15 protein-coding genes are annotated in these 16,399 nt (G+C 45.4%); 10 read left to right on the top strand and 5 right to left on the bottom strand.

The window, feature by feature from the left end:
- Positions 1 to 81 precede the first annotated feature (81 nt).
- Positions 82 to 228 carry a hypothetical protein gene (locus AN963_RS31140; protein WP_161827262.1) on the top strand — a complete coding sequence of 49 codons (147 nt, stop codon included), beginning with the start codon at positions 82 to 84 and terminating at the stop codon, positions 226 to 228.
- 68 nt (positions 229 to 296) lie between these two features.
- Here AN963_RS31140 and AN963_RS09215 read toward each other — a convergent pair whose 3' ends face one another.
- Positions 297 to 1,958 carry a ribonuclease J gene (locus AN963_RS09215; RefSeq protein WP_169791912.1) on the bottom strand — a complete coding sequence of 554 codons (1,662 nt, stop codon included), beginning with the start codon at positions 1,956 to 1,958 and terminating at the stop codon, positions 297 to 299.
- Between the two features lie 565 nt (positions 1,959 to 2,523).
- Here AN963_RS09215 and AN963_RS09210 point away from each other — a divergent pair.
- The 5 genes from AN963_RS09210 to AN963_RS09190 all read left to right on the top strand — a co-directional run bounded on the left by AN963_RS09210 (position 2,524) and on the right by AN963_RS09190 (position 8,147).
- The gene (locus tag AN963_RS09210; RefSeq protein WP_055744181.1) at positions 2,524 to 3,588 is read left to right on the top strand and encodes a glycosyl hydrolase family 18 protein; all 1,065 of its coding nucleotides are present in this window, start codon (positions 2,524 to 2,526) and stop codon (positions 3,586 to 3,588) included.
- 354 nt (positions 3,589 to 3,942) lie between these two features.
- Positions 3,943 to 5,745, top strand: a complete 1,803-nt coding sequence (locus tag AN963_RS09205) for an EAL domain-containing protein (protein ID WP_055744520.1) — start codon at positions 3,943 to 3,945, stop codon at positions 5,743 to 5,745.
- Positions 5,746 to 5,811: 66 nt separating this feature from the next.
- Complete coding sequence (locus tag AN963_RS09200) at positions 5,812 to 6,459, top strand: nitroreductase family protein (RefSeq protein ID WP_055744180.1); 648 nt, start codon at positions 5,812 to 5,814, stop codon at positions 6,457 to 6,459.
- A 200-nt stretch (positions 6,460 to 6,659) separates the two neighbouring features.
- Positions 6,660 to 7,133, top strand: a complete 474-nt coding sequence (locus tag AN963_RS09195) for a GreA/GreB family elongation factor (RefSeq protein ID WP_055744179.1) — start codon at positions 6,660 to 6,662, stop codon at positions 7,131 to 7,133.
- Positions 7,134 to 7,472: 339 nt separating this feature from the next.
- Complete coding sequence (locus tag AN963_RS09190; protein WP_236707907.1) at positions 7,473 to 8,147, top strand: zinc-dependent alcohol dehydrogenase family protein; 675 nt, start codon at positions 7,473 to 7,475, stop codon at positions 8,145 to 8,147.
- Positions 8,148 to 8,247: 100 nt separating this feature from the next.
- Here AN963_RS09190 and AN963_RS09185 read toward each other — a convergent pair whose 3' ends face one another.
- Both AN963_RS09185 and AN963_RS09180 read right to left on the bottom strand, forming a co-directional pair.
- A complete protein-coding gene (locus AN963_RS09185) occupies positions 8,248 to 8,676 on the bottom strand; it encodes a VOC family protein (RefSeq protein ID WP_055744178.1) in 429 nt (142 codons plus the stop codon).
- A 517-nt stretch (positions 8,677 to 9,193) separates the two neighbouring features.
- A complete protein-coding gene (locus AN963_RS09180) occupies positions 9,194 to 10,066 on the bottom strand; it encodes a LysR family transcriptional regulator (protein ID WP_269084390.1) in 873 nt (290 codons plus the stop codon).
- Between the two features lie 123 nt (positions 10,067 to 10,189).
- Here AN963_RS09180 and AN963_RS09175 point away from each other — a divergent pair, with 123 nt between their 5' ends.
- Genes AN963_RS09175 through AN963_RS09165 form a run of 3 tightly spaced genes read left to right on the top strand, consistent with a single transcriptional unit; the run spans position 10,190 to position 12,007 of the window.
- Complete coding sequence (locus AN963_RS09175; RefSeq protein ID WP_055744176.1) at positions 10,190 to 10,780, top strand: DJ-1/PfpI family protein; 591 nt, start codon at positions 10,190 to 10,192, stop codon at positions 10,778 to 10,780.
- A gap of 38 nt (positions 10,781 to 10,818) precedes the next feature.
- On the top strand, positions 10,819 to 11,364 hold the full coding sequence (locus AN963_RS09170) for a cysteine hydrolase family protein (protein WP_201783747.1): 546 nt from the start codon (positions 10,819 to 10,821) through the stop codon (positions 11,362 to 11,364).
- 4 nt (positions 11,365 to 11,368) lie between these two features.
- Complete coding sequence (locus tag AN963_RS09165) at positions 11,369 to 12,007, top strand: LysE family translocator (protein ID WP_055744174.1); 639 nt, start codon at positions 11,369 to 11,371, stop codon at positions 12,005 to 12,007.
- A gap of 301 nt (positions 12,008 to 12,308) precedes the next feature.
- Here the strand turns inward: AN963_RS09165 and AN963_RS09160 are convergent, their stop codons facing one another.
- Positions 12,309 to 13,343, bottom strand: coding sequence for a YkvI family membrane protein (locus tag AN963_RS09160; RefSeq protein ID WP_055744173.1), 1,035 nt, complete (start codon positions 13,341 to 13,343; stop codon positions 12,309 to 12,311).
- A 118-nt stretch (positions 13,344 to 13,461) separates the two neighbouring features.
- Positions 13,462 to 14,859, bottom strand: a complete 1,398-nt coding sequence (locus AN963_RS09155) for a hypothetical protein (RefSeq protein ID WP_055744172.1) — start codon at positions 14,857 to 14,859, stop codon at positions 13,462 to 13,464.
- 235 nt (positions 14,860 to 15,094) lie between these two features.
- Here AN963_RS09155 and AN963_RS09150 point away from each other — a divergent pair, with 235 nt between their 5' ends.
- Positions 15,095 to 16,396, top strand: a complete 1,302-nt coding sequence (locus tag AN963_RS09150; RefSeq protein ID WP_055744519.1) for an AAA family ATPase — start codon at positions 15,095 to 15,097, stop codon at positions 16,394 to 16,396.
- Positions 16,397 to 16,399: the final 3 nt, after the last annotated feature.

Genomic DNA, 16,399 nt, shown 5'->3' with positions numbered 1-16,399 from the left:
CCATTTTCTCGACTTGCATAGTTGAGAACTCCTCGATTCAAACTAGGACGTACTAAGAGCGAAAGAAAACGGAGGGACGGTATGGACATCCAAGAAGAGATTCATGAAGTTGAGAAAGAGCAGAATAAACAAGTCGTAACAGAAGACGGACGCAATCCCGAAAAACAGATTGAGAGCTGGGGATGGACGAATAACGTCGATGCGCCTGGTAAAGACGATCGCGAATAAATGAGGGATCAGACAGAAAAACCGCCCAATGGGACGGTTTTTTCTATGTCCGTAAAAATTGACCCAAGCTACACGTCCATAATGATGGGGAGAATCATAGGTCTGCGCTTTGTTTTTGTATATAAGAACTGCCCGATCGATTCCTTTACCCCATGTTTTAATCGGCCCCATTGGTTCACATTTTCTAGTTGTAGCTTTGTTAATGCCTCTAAGCCGATGCGACTCGCTTCCTCCATGAGTCCCTCTGCTTCGGGAGCAAAGACGAAAGCGCGAGAAATTAGTTCTGGCCCAGACAATATCTTTCCATCTGTTTTACTACGAGTAACGACAACGACGAGAATACCATCCTCTGAAAGGTGTTTCCGGTCGCGAAGAATGACCGTTCCCACATCGCCAATGCCAAAGCCATCTACGAGCGTATTGCCTGCAGGTATTTTCCGTTCTTGAATAGGTACCCCATCCTTAAAATCGATAACATCCCCTATATTCACAATAAAGACATCATCCCTATCAATGCCTACTGACTCGGCTAAGAGGCGATGTTGGTGGAGCATCCGGTACTCTCCGTGGATAGGTATAAAATACGTTGGTTTCATAAGCGTCAGCATCAACTTGAGCTCTTCCTGACTTCCGTGTCCGGACACATGCATGCCCGTTACAGAACCAGAGCCGTAAATAACATTTGCACCTAACATAAATAAATTGTCTACAATTCTCGAGACGTTTTTTTCGTTTCCGGGTATCGGAGTCGCGGATAGAATCACCGTGTCTCCGGCCTCCACCTTTACATGCCGATAAGTGGAAGTGGATAAACGAGACAATGCCGCGTTGGGCTCACCTTGGCTTCCTGTACATAAGATAGCGAGTTGATGACGGTTAAACTGATCTGCTTCTTCCGGTTCTACCAGCATTCCTTCAGGGACATGCAAATAGCCCAGCTCGGAAGCAATTCTTACGACATTCACCATGCTTCTTCCCAGCAACATGAGCTTCCGATTTGTCAAAAGTGCGGCATCAATGACTTGTTGCAGGCGGTACACATTGGAGGCAAAGGTGGACACGAATATTTTCTGCTTGGCTTTGCTGAAAGCTTCCCGTAAATGATCGCCTACGAGCTTCTCCGATGGGGTGAATCCGGGGCGTTCTGCATTTGTACTTTCTGACAATAAAACGAGAACCCCTTTTTTCCCGATTTCAGCCATTCTATGAATATCTGGCGTTTGATTGTGAACGGGAGTCAAATCGAATTTAAAATCACCGGTATGGACGACTGTACCTTTCGGCGTATCAAAGACAACACCTAAACAATCGGGAATGCTGTGGTTGGTTTGAAAGAAGCTAATCGTGAAAGAGCCCAAGTGGATGGTTGATTGAGAATTGATGGAAGTGCGTGAAGTGGCCTGAAGTAGACCATGCTCCTTTAACTTCTCTTCAATCAACCCTAATGTAAGTCGTGTCCCATAAATAGGAACGTTGAATTGTCTCAATAAATAGGGAATACCACCAATGTGATCTTCATGGCCGTGCGTCACAATCAATCCTCTGACTTTATCGGGGTTTTCCAGCAAATAGGTAATATCAGGTATAATCAGGTCAATCCCAAGAAGACTTTCATCCGGGAACTTCGAACCGCAATCGATTAATACGATATCATCCTCGTATTGAATGCCATACATGTTCTTACCGATTTCATATACTCCGCCTAAGGAAAAGACCGAAAGTGTGCTCATTGACATTTACCCCCATACTCTTAAAACTCTTACTAGCATGAGCAGGCAGGTATGCGGTTATTCTTTTGAAATACATCAGCGGAAGCTTTTTCGGATAGCTCGAATGTGACTACAGGATAGTTGTTCTTCATACTAGAAACTGCATTGACTAGAAGTGGAGAAATCATGGTGATTGCGGCTTTTGCGAAACCAGCGGAAATAGATTTGATGCAAGTGATGGTAAAAGAACTGAATGTCACCTCGACCTTAGCTTATCGCCACATCTTTCTGTAAGTCATCGGTCTGATGGGCGCTGGCCGACTGGATGTCAAAAAAGTGATCACGAAAAAATCGATCTGGCAGATATCGTACAAGATGGATTGGAGCTCTTGGTCAAAGATAAAAGCCAAGCGAAAATATTGGTGAACACGCAAGAATAATCATTGATTCGTCATTAAAAAGCAGGCCCTCGCCTGCTTTTTTGTGTAGGTCCTACATACATCTGGAAACAAAAACCGGGGGAAGAATCTCGTTTTCTTTTGGACAAACTAACCAAAGCAAAAACATGCCAGAAAGGAACATGTGTGTGCGAAAACTGGTAATTTGTTTTTCCTTGTTCTTGTTGCTCGGAATTAGTGGCTGTAGTCAGTCTGGTCAGCCACGCCAAGAAGCGGCTCCGCAAAATCGGGCATCGAACATGAATTCAAAAAGCCACGACAATCGGAGTCGGATCGTTTTAGGATGGAATGCCTTCGGAACCACGGATATTTATATTCAACAAAACAGTGTTTCAACAGAAATGAACGTAGTATCCCCCCGCTGGTTCAGTCTGGATGAAGAAAGACTCGTGTCGGGGGAAGCTGATCCAAGATACATAAACTGGGCACATGAGTCAGGTAAAAAGGTGTGGGCGTTTTTCGGGAACCAGTTTAATGCAGAGTTGACTGATTCGGTGATAGGCAATCGGGATAACCATAAAAAGATTGCGAAGCTCCTCGAAGAGAAAATGGTTCCATCCAAGATCGATGGAATTAACGTAGACTTTGAAAATATTAATCCCAAAAACAAAGACGACTTTGTCGAATTTGTCAAACAACTGAAGAAAACCTTCTCTCCCCATGGGATTGTTGTGTCCGTGGATGTGACGAGGGATAATCCAGACCCGTTTTGGTCAGGGAGCTACGATCGAAAAGAGCTCGGGAGAACGGCTGATTACATTGTCATGATGGGGTATGATCAAGATTTGGGTGGCGGGGAAAAAGTAGGTTCCGTAGCCTCTCTGCAATGGGTAGAAGAAGGACTGCAGCTCTTGCTAAAGGACGTTCCTCCTGAAAAAATTCTGCTTGCCTTGCCCTTTTATACAAGGGAATGGGTTACGAATCTCCAGACAAACCAATCTATTCGATTTGACCGGAATATGCAAGAAACAGAGCAATTGCTGGCGGAGAAAAAGTTAACGAAGAAGTGGGATGACAAGACAAAGCAAAATTACGTTGAGTTCATCGAGAATGGAGAAAAGCATCAGATCTGGATCGAGGATGAAATGTCAATGAAACATAGACTGGATCTCGTAAACAAGTACAAATTGAAAGGCTCTGCTGTCTGGTATGTTGGGCAGGAGACACCTAGTATATGGCCGGTTTTTAAGTGATGTGAACAACGAGTAAAAGAAGCATCGGGGGAATTCTAGACACCTCGATGCTTCTTGACGTCGTTCATTTGTTTGCCAATCACAGATAGTTCCGGGCGAGGAATGTAACAGGTTTGTAACACGTTTTGTTGGATAATGCAGGTAAATGTAGAATGTTGTCGAAATAGTTACACATAAAGCTTGTCTTATTGGAACCAACCTCCTTGGTAAGGCTCCTTATTCATCGAAAATGAAACCTGAAAAGGAGAGATGGCAATGATTCCTTCTGATTGTAATGAACGTGATTCCAATCATACGAGCTCGGTAGGTCGAATCGTATTGGATGATCATCCGGAAGTGCTATCCCAGATGCAAATGATTAATTTGACATCCAATGATTTAGAGCTGATCGCCAATTTTCGACCTGTGATTGTCTCGCAAATTGAGAGAATTACGGCTTCTTTTTATGAGTCCATTCTTCATGTGGATTCTCTCAATCAAATCATAACGAAATTCACGACCGTAGACAGGTTACGTCAAACGTTGTCTAATCATTTGATCGAAATGTTTGAAGGGCACATTGACTCCGCCTTTATCAAAAAGCGTTTGAAGATCGCGATGGTTCATCAGAAAATCGGGCTCCCGCCAAAATGGTACATGGGCTCGTTTCAGAATTTGCTGAATACACTTCTACAGATGATTCACGAGATGGCGGATTCGCATACGGAAATAGAGGGTCTACGGGAAGCGATCACGAAGCTGCTCAGCTTTGAACAGCAGATCGTATTGGAAGCCTATGAAAATCAGAATCGACTAGAAGAACAGCAGGCAAAAGCCATCATTGAGTATCAGGCGATGCACGACGAGCTGACCGGATTGCCCAATCGTCGTATGTTCCAGCAAGCCTTGACTCAAGCGATTGAGCACTACCGTGAGCATGCAACGCCATTTGCTGTTTTTGTGATGGACATCGATCGATTTAAAATGATCAATGACTCACTGGGTCATACGTACGGAGATCGCTTTCTACAGGAAGTCAGCAATCGGATTCGTACCCGTTCAGAAGGATACGCCGTGACGATCGCTCGATTGGGTGGGGATGAGTTCACGCTGATCTTGGAAAATTGTACAGATCCCGCTCTGGCAGAAGAGCTGGCGGATAACTTGGTGAAAGCTATCGAAGTACCGTATCAATTACAAAATAACGATTATTATGTCTCCGCGAGTATTGGTATCGCGATCTATCCGCTGCATGGCGAAAATGAAGAGCAACTGCTCAAAAATGCCGATACAGCGATGTATGAAGTTAAAAAGAATGGGAAAAACGGTCATCAGTTTTTCTCCAAAGTATTGGACGAGCACTTACTGCTGCGAATTGAACTGGAAAGTGACTTGCGCAAGGCGGTTAAGCGTAATGAGTTGGAGCTATACTACCAGCCACAAATACAAACAGGCAGTTACAGCATGATTGGTGTGGAGGCGTTGGTTCGTTGGCGTCATCCGAATAAAGGCCTGCTATCTCCCGGCGTATTTATTCCCATTGCCGAAGAAACAGGTCTCATTTATGACATTGGTACGTGGACCTTGCAAGAGGCTTGTCGACAAATGAAGGAGTGGCACCGGGCAGGAGGTCCGTTGATCCCAGTCTCTGTGAACCTTTCTTCTCGTCAATTTCATCAATCCAATCTGGTCGAGTACATCCGTGAGATTCTTGAGCAGACAGGGCTTGAGCCGCACTATTTGGAGCTCGAAATAACCGAGAGCATGATGATGGACGCAGCGGTTTCTACGGAGATTCTTAGAGAGCTGCACGAGTTTGGTGTGAAGATCAGTCTGGATGACTTCGGAACAGGCTATAGCTCGCTCAGCTATTTGAAACAGTTTCCCATTCACAAGCTCAAAATCGATCGCTCGTTTATTTCCGATATCACAAAGAACGCAAGTGATCAGGCGATTGTGGCGACGATTATTTCCATGGCACGCCATCTCAACATGGAAGTGATTGCAGAAGGGATCGAGACGAAAGGGCAGCTCGATTTTCTCATGGAGAACTCTTGTCAGGAAATCCAGGGCTATTATTTCAGTCGTCCTCTACCCGCAGAGGAAGTGGAGGCTGCCTTTTTCGCTCCCTATCGTGATGCGGAAAAATCTCTGTCGGTAGGGTTCACGAAAGAGTAGTTTCGACATTCAAAAGTTTTACGTTATAATGGTAATCGTGTAAATAAACAAAAGGGAGCACACTACATGGATTTTCACGCATTAAAAGATATCATTCACGGAAGACGCAGCGTACGTAAATTTACCGAACAGGATGTTTCGATCGAAGACATCAACGACATTCTGGATTGTGCCCGTTACGCACCTAGCGACACGAATTCACAAACATGGGAATTCATCGTCATCACGAACAAAGAAAAGATCAAGGAAATCGAGCAACTCACATGGGATGCTTTGCATGAAAAAGCAGCAGTGGCTACGGAAAAAGGTCTTGAGAAGGAAGCAAAACTGCTGACTCGCTCATTTGGACCATACGCTACGGCTTTCTCGAATGCGCCTGCCCTCATTATTTGCTTGGCTACTCCTTACCAATCGAAATTCCGCGAAAAAATCTTTGAACCGATTCAATTGGTTCCTGAAACCGTTTGGGAAGAAGAAGGAATCAAGAGTAGTTGCCTGGCTACCCAGAATCTGATGCTGGCTGCTTACGCCAAAGGATTGGGTACATGCCCGATGACCGGACCCGTTTTGTTGGCATCGGATAAAATCAGAAGCTTCCTGAACATCTCTGATGAAAAACAAATGAACATGGTGATCGCTCTGGGACACCCTCAAGATGTTCCGAAAAAGCTCCCTCGTAAAGAGGTAAGCGAGATCACCACGTACATTCAATAAGCAAGACAACCTCATCTGACAAGGTGAGGTTTATTTATTACCTGCAAATTCACAAGCTGAATGGAAACAGCAGGTATTTCCTGATAAAATGATGAGAAGTCCCGGTTCGACGGGGCTATTTTTTTGAGGAGGAATGGCAATGAAAGACATCAAGTCGGTCAAACGCAGTTTTGAAAAGCAAATCGGGGGTGAGATTTATTATGAACCATAGAATCTTGAACGCTACCCGGGAGCAGTTGATTCAGCAATTAGTCTTTTTTGATGAACAATATTCACTCTTTTTTGATCATTATGTGCGCGATTACGGAAAAGAAAAACAGATTGTTGACGCACTCGTTAGGCGTTACAGAGAGACGTTAGAAGAGATTTTGGCAAAGGACGATGGGGCTTTGTCTGAAAGCCTGGAGAACGTGACGTTACTGGGCAGCAGTGTAAAAGTGCGTTTTGAAGAGGACGGCTACGAGGAGTTATTTACTGTGGTTTTTCCCACAGATATTGATCCCGATCACAATCGAATATCATTCTTATCTCCCATTGGAAGGCAATTATTGTTGACGGCCCCCCATGAGACACTTGTATTGGAAAGCCCGGTTGGCAGGCAGCCTGTCCAGATCGGAGAGGTAAGATTCGCATATAGAGGAGAGGTTTTCCCGGTCAATAAGGAAGACCTCTGATTCGAAACAGATGAAAGGCACCGACAAATGGTCGGTGTCTTTTGTTTTTTTATAGCAATTCATGCTACCAGCGAATTATATTTGACGTTATTCATCGTCCCATGTTTTATCGTACTCTGCTCGTGCCTGTTCGACTTGTGCGTAATGATCATTCATCCACCGATTCAATTCATGCATGGGCAAAATGAGGGATTGACCAAGTGGGGTCAGTGAGTATTCCACAATTATGACGAGCGCGGACCATTTGTTCGAGATAATTTCAAGGACTCTGCTATATGAACATACCGTCAACCAACGAAAGCAAATTGGAGCAGCTCGCTTGGCAGCCCTCTGAACGGATTGCTTGCCGAGTATGTCGTCTTGCTAGAGGAAGGATTGGTTCGGGTATCAGCCCATTTGACAAATGTAGAAGCTGCGACGCTCCCGTGCGCTGGGGTAACAGCATGGCATGCTATTGTCGAAGAAGGAAAAGTGATGCCGGGGGATACGGTTGTCGTGCAAGGAACGGGAGGTGTCTCTTTGTTTGCCCTGCAGTTCGCCAAGCTTGCAGGTGCGACGGTCATCGTCACGTCAAGTAGGGATGAAAAGCTGGAACGAGCGAAAGCAATGGGAGCCGACCACGGGATCAACTACAAGGAGACTCCGGAGTGGGTGCAGGTCGTTATGGACCTTACCAATGGTGAAGGAGCCGATCATATCGTAGATCTCGGCAGAGCGTCGACGTTAAACCGGTCTCTTTCAGCGCTACGAGTAGGGGGGCAGATCAGCATCATTGGGGGGCTGTCAGGTTTTCAAATCGAAGGTCTTGCGCTCATTCCGGCGATCATAAGAAAAGCACGCCTCCAAGCGATCAATGTCGGTAGTCGAGAAATGTTTGAGTCGATGAACGCGGCTATTGCCAAACACGGGCTACGGCCAGCTGTAGATAAGGTATTCACGTTTGAGCAATCCATTGAAGCCTTTCAGCACTTTGCGAGCGCCTCTTATTTCGGGAAGATATGCATCGAGTTTTGAAAATGTTCCTAAGACATCGGTTTCGCGATGTCTATTCTTTTTTCCTAAAAAACGCCAACAAAAAAACACCCTCGCAAAGGAAGGCGTTTTCTTATCCATTCTATTTGCCTACTTCGCAACTCGCGTAGTTGAATTGCCACTCCATCCCGAATTTATCTACCACGCTGCCGTACAATTTACTCCAGAAGGTTTCTTGTAGCTCCATGCGTACGGTTCCATCAGCTTTCAATTTTTCAAAGTAAAACTTCATTTCATCCGAATTGTCGTAGACAATGGCAAGACTGATGTTGTTTCCCGTTTGAAAAGGCATTCCAGGAAATACATCAGAGAACATGATGTTGGTTCCACAAACGGTGATGTTTGTATGCATGACGAGCGGTTTCGCTTCTTCAGGAAGTGGATATTCCGGATTAGGAGGCGCATCTCCAAAAGTCATGACTTGCGGTTTTTCTGTTCCAAACACGTCGGCGTAATATTCTACTACTTCTCGACAGTTACCATTGAAAGTCAGATAAGGATTAACAGGCATTTGCTTCACTCCTTTGTTGTGGACGTTCGTCATGTCCTATTCTATATTATACCAGTCATGTGTCAAATAAACTGCATAATGCAGTCGGATCAATCAATAGGACAAGCAGAGCTAACGGAGAGGAAAAATTCACTGCTATTGTCGTACGTTTTTGAACGCAGGATTCACGAAAGTAGAAAGTCGTGGAAAATTGAAGGTCGTGATGAGGTATTATCTGTAAAAAGCATGAGGGATGGGTCTAGGGCTAAACGGAGGATCACGAACAGTTTTAATTAAAACGAAGTTAATGTTCGTATATTTTTCGGTTCCAATCCTCGTTGTTAAAAAAATCTCGGGGGTTATACTTTGACTACTGAGTGTCTCTTTGTCTAAAACCGAATGTTTCAATTCTAGTTGCGAATCCGACTCAAGCAACCTCTCAAAGGACAAACGTAAGCAACGGCCGACTCCACAGGGGAGTGGCCGTTTCATTTTTTCTAGAGTTTCGTTCAATTCTTTTTAGGCATGAGTAGGGATTCTACTGAGTAAGCGTTTCGTTCGACAATACCATTTCGATGAACTTCTTGTGTGCTTTTGATAACCATTTGTTTTTGTGATAGGAGATTTGTGCATAAAACATGAGATCTCTGTCGGAAAACTCAATGACTTTCATTTTTTGCTCTTGCAACAATGCCTCTACACTGATGTACGGCATCAAGCTAATTCCCAGCCCACTTGCCACGCACTGCTTCATGGCTTCCATACTGGTAAACTCCAGGTGGTTACTCGTATTCATTCCTTTCTCTATCAATAATTCTTCAAAAAAGCGCCGTAATGAACAATTTTTCTCACTAAAAATGATGCATTCACCATTTGTCTCCACTAGGGTTCTTTTAGAATGATTGAATCCCTCGACAAAGACTAGCGGCTCTTCTGAGCAGACTTCTACGGTTAATTGTTGATCATTTACCTTTGGTTCCAATGTTATCGCAATGTCTAGCTCCCCAGAATGGAGTCTCTCTCGCAGAGGAAGACAATTATCATTGATGAGGGAAACCGTAACATCAGGATATTTCCGTTTATACATGGATAACACAGAAGCAAGCTTATACACAGTCATCGTTTCTGAGGCCCCAATGCGGAGCTCACCTTTTAACGCTAGGTCATCGGAAGAAAGATGTTTGATTTTCGAGTACGATGTCAAAAGTTCTACCACATACTGGTACATCTTATGCCCAACCGCGGTGAGTTGAATTTTCTTTCCCAATCGGTCGAACAAGGGCATTCCAATTTCATCTTCGAGCTGCTGGATATGAGAAGTAATCGTTGCCTGAGAATACTGAAGAGCCTGTGCGGCCTTCGTAAAGCTATTCATGTCGACAACAGTTTTAAACGATTGAAACTGACGAATTTCGATACGTTATCACTCCAATCGATCCTCTTTGTTATCAGAAATCCTAAACATATTATTTAGATGTTTCAATTTTACTAATGATTTATTCTAGCATATGATCCATACATGGAGGTGCTTGACATGAAAAAAGTATGTTTGCTATTACCGAATGGCTTTGAAGCAGTTGAGGCAAGTGTATTTACAGATGTGATCGGTTGGAACGGGGAAGAGGGCGATGGCTCAACAGAACTGGTGACAGTCGGTACGCGAAAAGAACTGACGTGCACTTGGAATTTTACGGTGATTCCAGAGAAGGTGCTATCTGAAGTAACGGTTGAGGAGTTTGATGCATTAGCCTTACCGGGCGGGTTTGAAACTGCTGGATTTTACGAAGATGCGTTTCGCTCAGATGTGCTTGCGTTCATTCGGGAGTTTGACAGACAAGGAAAGATCATTGCATCGATCTGTGTAGGGGCTTTAGTGATTGGCAAGAGTGGCGTTTTGGAGGGAAGGAATGCTACCACCTACAATCTAAATGGGCGTAAGAGACAAATGCAACTGGCAGCTATGGGAGCCAACGTGCAGCCGGATCAACCGATTGTAATCGATAAAAACATCATCACGTCATACAATCCCGCAACTGCATTTGATGTAGCCTTTACACTCCTTGAATCGCTTACTTCCAAAAAAAATACAGATAACGTAAAAAGACTGATGGGATTTCTCTCATAAATTTAATTACATACGTGGCTAGGAGGATTCATGTGAATATCCCCAAAAATGCGGCATTACTGCTGATTGATGTGCAAAATCATTTTGACGATCCTGCTTTAGGTAAAAGAAATAATCCAAACGCAGAAGAGAACATGTCCGAATTATTACACATATGGCGAAAAACAAGAAGACCAGTCATCCACATTCAACACATCAGCAACCCTGCGTTACCTCATCATCCAGGAAGAGATATTAAAGAAATAGTTGCCCCTCTTCCAGACGAGCCAGTCATGATGAAAAGTGTAAACAGTGCCTTTATCGGTACGAATTTGGAAAAATACTTACAGGAATCTGGAATTGAAACACTTGTCATTGTAGGCTTAACAACGGACCATTGTGTTTCCACTACAACAAGAATGGCTCGAAATCTCGGCTTCTATCCATTTATTGTCTCTGATGGTACAGCTACATTTGAACGAATCAGTTTTGATGGAAAGCTACACCTAGCGGAGGAAATCCATACGATGGCACTAGTTAGTTTACATGATGAATTTGCACAAGTGGTTAATACAAGCAAGATTTTAGAATTGCTAGAAGGGTAATCAAATGGAGCTGTTCATAAAGTATTTCGTCTTTGGTATAACGCTAGCCATTTCCATCGGGCCGGTTAATATCGAATTGATCAAACGAGGATTGACTAGAGGGTTCCTTCCTTCTTGGTTGGTTGGAATTGGGGGGATGACAGCAGATTTCATGATATTGTCTATCATCTATGCGGGATTTGGATCCTACTTTACTTCGCCTCTTGTTCAGCTGATCTTTGGGTGTTTAGGTTCTATGATGCTGACTTATATGGGTGTTCAAAACACGAGAAAAGGCATGCTTGTTAAAAATGTGAGCCTGGAATGGAGGAAGTCTGCCAATGAAAAAAAGAAAAGATCCTTCCCAACAGGTTTTCTCCTTGCGATCGTCAATCCTTTAAACCTTATTTTTTGGGCAGGGATTTATAGTTCGTTGCTAACAGTGACCATGGAGAATGGAATTGCTCCCTTATCGTTGCTAGCCTCTATCTTTATAGGGATTGCGGTTTCAAACCTCATGTTCGCCCTTCTGTCTTCCATGGCAAAATCGTATGTAAAACCTTCAAGTCTTCAGATCGTTTCTATGGTTTCAGGAATTGTTTTAATCGGTTATGGGGTTTGGATGGGATATACGACAGTATCCATACAGTTTCACAGTGCTTGAAATCAAGCGTAGTCGTATCGATTGTTCATCAATTACAAGTAGCGGGTCTCAGGAAAATTCACTGAGGCTTTTTACTTTATTTGAGGCATACACCTATGTCATGTCTCACGTCCCGAGGTGGATCTACTTTCCGAAAGAAGTAAAATGGGGAATTGGCACTAGCCGTAAAAGAAAAACAGATGCAGACGGATCAGATGACCGCCTACATCTGTGAGAATTTTACTTATCAGGCTCCGACAACGGATTTGCAGCACTTTCTCAGGCATTACAGAAAACAGCTCTGTAAAGAACGGCGTTGACCTTAAAAGCGCTGACGCCCGAAACGATTACGTGGAAAGGCAATCCGGCACAACGTCGTTAAACCGAGATAGCCAAATAACGGATAAAGAAACATCAGGAGCTGAGAATAGCCGATCAAACAAAGGGCGAATGCGGCCAGAAACAAGAACAGGTATAGGCGTGTCTCAGGCACATCAAAAATTTCGCGGAGCTGTTGGCCGATCCCGAAGACGTTGGAAATGAGTGTCGTGAAAATCTCGGAATAGAGCACAAACACAAAGAATAGCTGCAACCACTCATTCCATTGGTCTGTGACGAAGAGGATGGGGATGTCCATAAACCGAACGTCATCCCAGTTTGCCAGCATCGCAGTATGAACCACGAGCAGCATGAAGCCGAGGACGACTCCACCGATGACTGCGGCACGGAATAGGATGACACGTTCCCGAATGGCATATCCGATAGGGATAAGAACGGATTGGGCCATCGCGAGGTTAAAGGAGACGTACAGGACGGTTTTCCATAGAAAAATGTAATTGCTGGGTGCTGCAATAGGAAGTGGGGAATCTACATTTCCTTTGAGCAGAATGAGGATAGCAAACAACAGCATGGAAGGAACGACGATCGCATTGACTACGAGCAAGCGCTCGAGTCCTTGTCGCAATATGAGAAGGGCGAGAAAAAGCGTAGCGATGGTACCTGCTATATAGGGAATGTGGAACTGTTCTTCCAGTACAGAGCCAGCACCTGCCAGCATGACGGTCGTGACCCCAAACAAAGTCAGGAAGACGAGCACATTCATCGTGCGCCCAATGAGCGGCCCGAACAGCTGTTGATTAAAGGATTCATAGGACGGTGTGCGCATCTGGTGTGCGAGTAGCATCATTTTGTACCCGAGCCAAACAAACAATGCGGTGGCAGCCAAAATACCGATGGTACCTGCATGGCCGTATGATGTAAAAAAAGCGAGAATTTCCTGACCGCTGGCGAACCCGGCTCCAACCACTGTTCCGATGTAAGTGGCAGCGACCTGTATACTTTTTCCCCACAGCTTCATACCGGTCTGTTCCTTTCCAAATGGGATGCTAGTACAAGTGTATGATCGTCCGTCGAAAACAGAAGAAAAAAAGGCGACTGGCTTTGGGCCAACCGCCTTTTTTCTTTTTTTTTTCCACTCACAGGAGAAACATGGCGACAATCGTCGTAACGAGCAATCCGATGGCAACTGGATACAAGTTTCGCCGAGCGAGCTCAAACGGATCGACTCCGCAAATGGCTGCCGCCGGAATCAATGCCCACGGTATGATGGTTCCGCCACCAACCCAGATGGCTGCGATTTGCCCAAGTGCCGTCAAGGTAGCGACACCAGAACCCAGTGCCGTCGCGAACAGCTGCGCCAAAGACCCTGCCAATGTAATACCCGAGAAACCAGAGCCATCTAATCCCGTAATGACACCGACAGCGGTCAAAGTAAGTGCCGCAATTTCTTTACTGATCGGGATGGTCTGAGCCAGAGCGACACCCAAGTCATTGACGATGCCGTGGGAGCCACTCGGGAGCACTTCTCCGAATACTTTGACGAAGCCACTGTCGCCCATATAGAAGAAGGCGGCAATCGGGATGACGGGACCGAATACTTTGAATCCAAACTGGAAGCCCTGGATCAGATGGGTAGTGACCTCTTCCAGTCCTTTTTGATTATGAGCAAGCATCGTGGCGATGATCAAGATCAGCAAGGCTGTTCCGCCCACGAGTGCAGTGGCATCGCCTCCACGCAAATCAAAGGCGAACATCGCGATTACGTCTAGCAAAAAGAGTATCGGAACTGCGGCAGCCAACGTATTGCGTACACCGGTTGCAAGTGGGACTTTGACCGATGTAAAAACGGAATCCGGTACGGCTGTTTCGCTCGCCGGTGCTGGTATATTCCCGATTTTCATATCTTTTCGTAAATACCAGAACGCAACGACGGTAGTGACTACCCCCATGACAATGACGAGAGGAATGCTCGCTGAAATGACATCGCCCACTGGTATGCCTGCCGCTTTTGCTGTTAAAGTAGGAGCCCCCTGAATGACATAGTCACCCGATAGAGCAATCCCGTGTCCAAACAAGTTCATCGCGATTGCCACACCAATGGCTGGCAGTCCAGCACGCAAGGCGACAGGCAACATGACGGCACCGATCAGTGCGACCCCCGGAGAGGGCCAGAAAAACCACGAAATGACCATCATGACGATACCAATCACCCAGTATGCGAGTGTAGGGTTGCGGATCAAGTGTGTCATCGGTCGGATCATGGTTTCATTCACACCCGTGTCTGTCAGGACGTGACTCATGGCGACGATAATACAGATGACCAATATCGTGGGCAACAATTCAGTGATGGCGTAAATAAAGCTCCCGAATATGCCACCAATGGCCGTCGTGATGGAGCCAGTAGCGACCAACCCGAGAATCGCAATACCGACAATGCTGATCAGGCTGGTGTCACGCCGTAGAACCATCAATAGAATAATGCCTAGAACAAACAGTACGTAGACGCCGTGCAGCCAAGCTAGTTCGATACCCATTGCGAATCCTCCTTTTTATTTTCTCCGTTTGCAATTCCTTTTGTCACACCATATGCGGAAGGGCAAGTATGGGTGAGAGCGGAGAAGGAGGGAGGTTACTTGGAAAACTGGCATTTTTGACCACGTTATGCGACTATAAATGAAGTCAGTGCCATTTTATCCATACTTGGGATCTTAGCAAGAGGGGGGACAGGTGCTGCCTCACCTCCATCTATTGGGGCGAGCACGAAATGCCATGCATACAACAACACCCATTCAACGAAAAATGGACCAAGCAATCGAGCTTTTGGAGCGTCGCTTTTTAGAACGAAGTGAATTGATTCGACTCTTGATGCTCGGAATGATCAGCGGGGAAAATGCGCTCTTGATTGGTCCGCCGGGAACAGCTAAATCGCAGCTTGCGAGAGCCGTCTCCCATCTATTTGGGTCCGAGCATTGGTTTGAATATTTACTGACGCGATTCACGACACCAGACGAAATTTTTGGGCCCGTTTCCTTGCAACAGCTCAAACTGGATCAATACGTACGCAAAACAGATGGTTATTTGCCTGCAGCCCAGTTCGCCTTTCTAGACGAAATCTTTAAGGCAAACAGTGCCATTTTGAATGCCCTGCTGTCTATTTTAAATGAGCGGATTTACTTTAACGGACGTGAAAAAGAAGCCGTACCTCTGCAGTTTCTGATGGCAGCATCCAATGAATTGCCCGACGATGACGAACAACTCGCTGCTTTGTACGACCGCTTTCTGTTTCGGTATGAGGTCGGTTATTTGCAGCATGCTTCTAGTTACGAAAAGATGTTTTCATTACCGAAAGCTTCGCTACCCGTCGTGTTTTCCTTGTACGACGTAACCGATGTCCAAGCCGCTGTGGCTAACGTGACTATTCCTGAATCCATCATCTACTTCCTCTATAAAGTGAAGCAAGACATGGAGGCCAAAGAATATCGGTTGTCGGATCGTAGATGGAGCAAAATCGCCCATGTCTGGAAAACCTCTGCTGCCTTGCACGGCCGTGAACAAGTCACGATCTGGGATACGATCTTTACCCCGCACATGATGTGGGATGTACCAGAAGACTTGTCGGTGATGCGCGAGCTGTTTGAAAACCAGTTTACAGAAATGCTAAAGGCAGAGCTGGAAAACGACCTTCCGTTGCGCAAATTCAATCAGATCGCCGAGAAATGGAAAGGGAAAGAATCTGACCTGCACGCCTTTCAATTCAAGAGAGAAGTCGGTGCCAAAATGGGCAAGGAAGCCCTGGAGCGCAATCGACAGCTCTTGGAGGAGAGTCGAGCTGAATTGGAGGAGACTGCTAGAGACCTCCGAAATCGTTTGCTGCAATGGCAAAAGTGGGAGCAGGACTTGTCTGCATACGTATTTGAAAAGAACAGACTGATCCACAATCCGGAAAAATACACCGTCAAATACGCGTACTTACGCATAGAAGGTGAACGCATCCTGCAGCAGCTCCAGAAAACGTACCGGACGGTGTTTGATCACGAGATCGCCGGCACGGAGTACGACTATACGCTCTAGGAG

Origin of the sequence: Brevibacillus choshinensis, assembly GCF_001420695.1 — a bacterium.
GTDB classification, from domain to species: Bacteria; Bacillota; Bacilli; order Brevibacillales; family Brevibacillaceae; genus Brevibacillus; species Brevibacillus choshinensis.
Note: the sequence above shows the minus strand (reverse complement) of the source record. Positions and strands in the feature narration are given on the sequence as shown.

Bases quoted from the DNA above. Each gene is read 5' to 3' on its own strand.
- AN963_RS09200 (WP_055744180.1), top strand. From the start codon at position 5,812: ATGGATTTTCACGCATTAAAAGATATCATTCACGGAAGACGCAGCGTA.
- AN963_RS09205 (WP_055744520.1), top strand. From the start codon at position 3,943: ATGATTAATTTGACATCCAATGATTTAGAGCTGATCGCCAATTTTCGA.
- AN963_RS09185 (WP_055744178.1), bottom strand. From the start codon at position 8,676: ATGCCTGTTAATCCTTATCTGACTTTCAATGGTAACTGTCGAGAAGTA.
- AN963_RS31140 (WP_161827262.1), top strand. From the start codon at position 82: ATGGACATCCAAGAAGAGATTCATGAAGTTGAGAAAGAGCAGAATAAA.
- AN963_RS09150 (WP_055744519.1), top strand. From the start codon at position 15,095: ATGCATACAACAACACCCATTCAACGAAAAATGGACCAAGCAATCGAG.
- AN963_RS09165 (WP_055744174.1), top strand. From the start codon at position 11,369: ATGGAGCTGTTCATAAAGTATTTCGTCTTTGGTATAACGCTAGCCATT.
- AN963_RS09215 (WP_169791912.1), bottom strand. From the start codon at position 1,958: ATGAGCACACTTTCGGTCTTTTCCTTAGGCGGAGTATATGAAATCGGT.
- AN963_RS09175 (WP_055744176.1), top strand. From the start codon at position 10,190: ATGAAAAAAGTATGTTTGCTATTACCGAATGGCTTTGAAGCAGTTGAG.
- AN963_RS09155 (WP_055744172.1), bottom strand. From the start codon at position 14,859: ATGGGTATCGAACTAGCTTGGCTGCACGGCGTCTACGTACTGTTTGTT.
- AN963_RS09195 (WP_055744179.1), top strand. From the start codon at position 6,660: ATGAACCATAGAATCTTGAACGCTACCCGGGAGCAGTTGATTCAGCAA.
- AN963_RS09160 (WP_055744173.1), bottom strand. From the start codon at position 13,343: ATGAAGCTGTGGGGAAAAAGTATACAGGTCGCTGCCACTTACATCGGA.